Genomic DNA, 5,296 nt, shown 5'->3' with positions numbered 1-5,296 from the left:
GCAGGAGCAGTTGCAGCTGTTTTCCCATGCCCACCATCCCCGAAACCCACGTCCCCATTCTCCAGACCAAGGCCGTGGCCGCCCTTGCACTCGTCAAGGCCGACGGCTCGCCCCAGGTCACGCCCATGTGGTTCAAGCACGAGGGCGATTTCATCATCTTCAACACCGCCCGCGGTCGCGTGAAGGACAAGATCCTCGCGCGCATGCCCAAGGTGGCGGTGGCGGTGGTCGACCCCGAGAACTCGTATCGCTACGTGCAGATCCAGGGCGAGGTCGTCGAGGGCACCGAAGAGGGCGCCAACGACGTCATCGACAGCCTGGCCCTCAAGTACCTCGGCCAGCCGAAGTACCCGTTCGGTCAGCCGGGAGAGGTTCGCGTCACCTACAAGGTGAGAATCGATCGCGTCCAGACCATGGGCTGAGCGGGTGCCTTCCGCACTCGTTCTCGCCGTGGTCGAAGCGGCACGCGAAGCGGGCCGTGCCATCATCGAGGCACGGTGCGCTGGCCCCCTCGAGGTTCGACAAAAAGCCGAGGGCCCGGTCACCAATGCCGACATCGCGGCCAACGCGGTGCTCGAGGCCCGGCTGCGCGCCCTGTTGCCCGATGCGGCCTGGCTGTCAGAAGAGACCGTCGACGACGGTGATCGCCTCCAGCGCACCCGCGTATGGGTGGTCGATCCGCTCGATGGCACGCGAGAGTTCATCGCGGGCACCGCGGCGTTCGGTGTTTCAGTGGCCCTGGTCGAACAGGGGCGTCCCGTCATCGGCGTCATCCACTTCCCGGTCGATGACGAGACCTACTTCGCCAGCACGGGCAGCGGCGCGTTTCTCCAGATCGGAGAAGAGCCACCACGCCCCCTGGCGGTTCGCGCGTCGCATCTCCCCCGAGCGCTTGCGGTGCGCCGCGCCGATCTCCGTGCACCCGTGACCGAGGCGCTCGTGGCTGCGCTGGGGAACGCCGCGCTCAAGCCCGCCGGATCGACGGTGCGCAAGCTCGTGATGGTGGCGTGCGGCGAGGCCGACGCGTACGTCTCGCTGGGCTTTGTTCCCTGCGAGTGGGACATCTGCGCGGGTGCCATCATCATCGAAGAGGCGGGGGGGCGGTTGATGAACGCGTCAGGCGAGGTTCCCACCTACAACCGCCCTGACCCCCACGTCACCGGAGGCCTGGTGGCCTGCCGCGCCGCGGTGTGCGACATCGTGTTGTCGGCCGTGGCGCCTTACGCGAAATGAGTCCCAGCGGGCAAGCCCGCAGCCACAGCGACATCGAACATCTTCGGAGGTAGACGACATGACCGAGAGGCTCTGGGCGCCGTGGCGCATCGGGTTTCTGGTGGGCCCGAAATCACCCGGCTGCTTCATGTGCGACGCGGTGGCCCGCGGGCGCGATGGCGACACCGAGACGCTCGTGCTCGAGCGTGGCCAGCATGCCTTCGTCATCATGAATCGCTACCCGTACACCAATGGCCATCTGCTCGTTGCGCCCAATCACCATGAGGGCGAGTTCACCGCGCTCGACCCCACGACCCTCGCCGAGATCAGCCATCTCACCCAGCGCTGGATCGGCATTCTGCGTCAGGTGATGCGCCCCGCGGGCTTCAACGTGGGATGGAACCTGGGAGAGTGCGCAGGCGCGGGAGTGGCCGATCACGTGCACGAGCACATCGTGCCGCGCTGGAGCGGCGATCACAACTTCATGAGCACCTGTGGCGAGACGCGCCTCATCAACCAGAGCCTGACGGAGGCGTGGACGCTCCTGGCTGCCGCACGCGATCAAGAACCTCTTCGGTGAGCGCTGACATGTCACCCGCGGTGAGCACGCGATCGTCAACCGGGCTCTGTGGGTTCTGCCACCGCCGTTTCACGCCGGGCAGCAGCAGCACGAGGGAGTTGGCCGTGGCGAGGGCGGCGGAGATGGCGGCAGCCACCAGCAAGGCCTCGAGAAGCTTCTGGTTGGCCTGGTCGTAGATCTCGGATACGTAGAGCAGCAGCGCGCTGTAGGCCTTGAATCCCGGCACGAGGGGAATGACGCCGGGTGCAGCGAGGCACATCACCGGAAGCTGGAGCATGCGAGACAGGCTCTCGGCCAGAAGCGCAACAGCCAGGGCTCCGAGGAAGTTCGACGCAATCTCGGTCAGATGAAGGTCGGAGCAGTAGATCTCAACGTACCACGCCACGTTTCCGAGCAGCCCGCAGTAGAGCAGCGCTCGTTTCGGCACGTTGTATGACACTGCGATGGTGTAGGCGCCGAGAAAGCACATGAGCGGCGCGAGGAGAGGGGTCAGCTCATTCGCGCTCTCGAGGCCAGACATCAGATGAAGAGTCCCATCTTGAACAGGGCCAGAACGGTGTAGACGCCGCCCGCGATGGCAGACGCACTGAGCACCGCCTCCGCGCCCCGCGACAGACCGCTGATGAGGTCACCGAAGATGAGGTCGCGAACCGCGTTGGTCAGCGCCAGCCCAGGCACCAGCGGCATGACCACGCCCACCGTGATGTAGCGCAAGGTGCCCAGGAAGAGGCGGTCGGCGACCAGGGCCCACATGGTGCCCATGATCACCGCGAAGAAGATGGCGACGAACTCCGGGCTTCTTCGGCAGAGGCGGCTGTAGACCATCTGGGCGAAGAGGCCGGCCAGCGTGGCGGGAATGAAATCGTAGACGCCTCCGCCCAGCAGAACGGCGAAGGCGCCGCTCGAGACGCCGCTGCAGGCAAGCTTGAGCCACGGGGGGTAGCCGATCATGCTCTCGTGCAAGACCATCGCCTTCATCTGATCGATGGCGGCGTGGCAGTCGACTGCGCGAGACTCCACCGCGCGCGACAGATCATACACCGCGGCGATGCGACCCAGGTCTGTTCCGTGCTGTCGAACAGAGAGAACGCGAGTGAGAACCTCATCGTTCTTCACCACGGTGAAAAAGAGTCCCGTGAGGGTGCAGAACACATCGATGGAATCTACCCCACAGCTGAGCGCGAGGCGCATCAGCGTCTCCTCGATTCGAGACGCGTTGGCGCCGCTCTCGAGCATGACACGCCCTGCCAGCAGCACGAGGCGCATAACGTCTTGAAGGGAAGGCGCCGTGTCGCTGGTCGCCGAGGTCACGACTTGCGGATGAGGGAGGTGAAGAACTCGACCAGCATCTCCTCAGGATTGCCGAACCTGTCGGTGTAGTCTTCGATGGACGCGGCGATGACAGCCATGGCCTCGTCTCGATCGTAGACGTGCGTGATCTCCACCAGACGTGGCGCGGGCGCTTCCCCCGCGGAGAGGGCGGATTCCGGCAGCTGCTTGTAGGTGAGGAAGTAGTGCCGCAGCCGGTCGACCAGTGCGGTCGGCATGTCTTGGATGCTTCGCCAGCGACCGTACTCGAGGTCGCCCTCGAGAACCGCGATGATCTTGTCGTCGGCCTGGTTGTGGTCGACCATGCGCAGCCCACCGATGGGCGTGGCGCGCACCAGGATGTCGGCGTGGGTGATGGGCTTCTCGCTCAGCACGCAGATGTCGAGCGGGTCACCGTCGCCCTCGATGCCCGCGCGCCCCGTGGCCTGCGAGCAGAACAGCCCCACCTTCTCGCCGCAGTAGGTGCGGGGGATGAAGCCGTAGAGGGTGGGACAGAGGCTCGAGTACTTCTGCGGACGATCGACTTTCAGATGCCCCGTGGCCTTGTCGATCTCGTACTTGACCATGTCAGAGGGCACGACCTCGAGATAGGCGTTGAAGGTGTCGGGTTCCTTGGCCAGGGTCGCGATGCCGTGCCAGGGATGCGACTTGAACGTGTACTGCAGGAAGCGACGGATCTCTTCAGGCGTGGCGTGTGGCATGGCGCTCCTCAGATGTGGATTCAGCGGCCGATCAGCGCCAGACGCGCCGCGTCTCGCTGGCCGGGATGAGGCTTCCGAACTCGAACGCGCCCGCGCTGGTGCGAACATACGGGAGATAGATGACGGCTGACTCACCGTTCTGGTGCTCGAGGCGGGTCGCGATGGCGTCGGCGGCACCGGCCGGACCCTCGACGCGTGCGTCATAGCACACGCCGCAGGCCTTGATGCGGCCGGCGCAGGCCTGCGCCTCGAAGCTGGCGAGCATGCGCTCGAGCAACGCGGGCGGCTGCATCGGCTCGGCGCCTTCCATGGTCACGGCGGCGTGGAGCTCTCCCTGGTTGTCGAGGGTGGCCCCGAGAGGCGTCAGTCGCCCGTCGGATGCGATGAGGGCCTCCCGCGCTCTGGGAAGCAGAACGCGGAAGATGCGGTCGAGGTCGGTGCCGGGGAGGTCGGTAGCGGTCATGGGGTCTCTGGCTCGATTTCCGAGCTCACTTTCGAGATGGTCTTTCGCGGAAGAGCAGGGTCGTGTAATCGCTCACCTGTATCTTGTCGCCGTCGTTGAGAAGGCGATCGCGTCCGCGCGGCAGCGAGATGCCGTTGATGAAGGTCGGATTGCTGGTGGAGAGATGGCTCAGGTAGAAGCGGCCGTTGCGCAAGGTGATGCTCAGATGCTTTCGCGAGATCTCCGGGTCGGCGAGCGAGATCTCACAGGTGCGGTGGCGACCGATCACCACAGCTTCGCGCAGCAGGTCGAACGAGCGTCCGCGGTCTTCCGGGATTCCATTGAGCACGGCGAGCTGAAAACGGCTCAGCGACTGAACGACCGAGCGCTCGAGGAAGATCAGCACGCTGGTGCCCATGGTGACACGGTCGCCGGTCTTGAGCAGCATCTCCTGACGTGGAGAGACGGCCATGTCGTTGACGGCGATCTCGCTCTCCGAGCCCTCGTTGAGCAAGGTGAAGCGGCCGACGGCGTAGGTGATGGTGGCCTGCACGTTGGGCACGGCCGGGTCATCGATCACGATCTCGTTCAGCCGCTCGCCATCAGACCCCATCGTGATGCGACGACCATCTTCGAGCTGATCGGTGAGCAGCTCGATCTTCTGGCCCTTGTTGGGGCCTTCGAGGAAGCCCAGGATGTAGTCGGCGCGCCAGCGCCACACGAATCCGGCGTCCTTGAAGTTGAAACCCTCGTCGTCGTCGCCCCCGAGCGTATCGCTCAGGTCAGCGCCTGTGGGTGTCGTGGGCTCGTTCTCAGCCCCCGCTCGCCGACGCGTAGGCGCGCGCGACAGCGTCTCGGCGTCTTCGTAGGCCGACGAGGCGCTCTCCTTGCTCTGGATCACAGCACTGCGCGAATCAGCGACGAGGGGCGCGGCCGTCGGACGGGAGGGCGGAACATTGCCTCGTGGTGGCGGAGCCGACGGGGGCGCCGCCTGACCAGTGGCTCTGGGCGGCGCTGGCGCTGCAGGGGGGG

At 65.5% G+C, this 5,296-nt stretch carries 8 protein-coding genes; 3 read left to right on the top strand and 5 right to left on the bottom strand.

The features are described 5' to 3' along the window. Window positions 1–26: 26 nt before the first annotated feature. From EB084_18915 to EB084_18905, 3 genes are read left to right on the top strand one after another with little or no spacing between them, the layout of a single operon-like run. Window positions 27–422, top strand: a complete 396-nt coding sequence (locus EB084_18915) for a PPOX class F420-dependent oxidoreductase (protein ID NDD30335.1) — start codon at window positions 27–29, stop codon at window positions 420–422. Next, window positions 400–1,233: a 3'(2'),5'-bisphosphate nucleotidase CysQ gene (locus tag EB084_18910; protein NDD30334.1), complete on the top strand. Its 834-nt coding sequence runs from the start codon at window positions 400–402 to the stop codon at window positions 1,231–1,233. Before EB084_18915 ends, EB084_18910 begins: the two co-directional genes overlap by 23 nt. Before the next feature lie 58 nt (window positions 1,234–1,291). After that, window positions 1,292–1,792 (top strand): HIT domain-containing protein, encoded by a 501-nt coding sequence (locus EB084_18905; protein ID NDD30333.1) that lies wholly within the window; start codon window positions 1,292–1,294, stop codon window positions 1,790–1,792. Here EB084_18905 and EB084_18900 read toward each other — a convergent pair. The 5 genes from EB084_18900 to EB084_18880 are packed head-to-tail and all read right to left on the bottom strand — an operon-like array spanning window position 1,725 to window position 5,165. Then, window positions 1,725–2,312, bottom strand: coding sequence for a hypothetical protein (locus EB084_18900; protein ID NDD30332.1), 588 nt, complete (start codon window positions 2,310–2,312; stop codon window positions 1,725–1,727). The two genes, EB084_18905 and EB084_18900, sit on opposite strands and share 68 nt — an antisense overlap. Further along, window positions 2,312–3,058: a threonine/serine exporter gene (locus EB084_18895; protein NDD30331.1), complete on the bottom strand. Its 747-nt coding sequence runs from the start codon at window positions 3,056–3,058 to the stop codon at window positions 2,312–2,314. Before EB084_18895 ends, EB084_18900 begins: the two co-directional genes overlap by 1 nt. A gap of 41 nt (window positions 3,059–3,099) precedes the next feature. Next, window positions 3,100–3,822: an inorganic pyrophosphatase gene (locus EB084_18890; GenBank protein NDD30330.1), complete on the bottom strand. Its 723-nt coding sequence runs from the start codon at window positions 3,820–3,822 to the stop codon at window positions 3,100–3,102. 31 nt (window positions 3,823–3,853) lie between these two features. Then, on the bottom strand, window positions 3,854–4,285 hold the full coding sequence (locus EB084_18885; GenBank protein NDD30329.1) for a hypothetical protein: 432 nt from the start codon (window positions 4,283–4,285) through the stop codon (window positions 3,854–3,856). Between the two features lie 25 nt (window positions 4,286–4,310). Further along, window positions 4,311–5,165, bottom strand: coding sequence for an FHA domain-containing protein (locus EB084_18880; GenBank protein NDD30328.1), 855 nt, complete (start codon window positions 5,163–5,165; stop codon window positions 4,311–4,313). Window positions 5,166–5,296 lie beyond the last annotated feature (131 nt).

This window comes from Pseudomonadota bacterium (assembly GCA_010028905.1).
Classification (GTDB): Bacteria; Vulcanimicrobiota; Xenobia; order RGZZ01; family RGZZ01; genus RGZZ01.
This window is presented reverse-complemented; position numbering and strand designations above follow the sequence as displayed.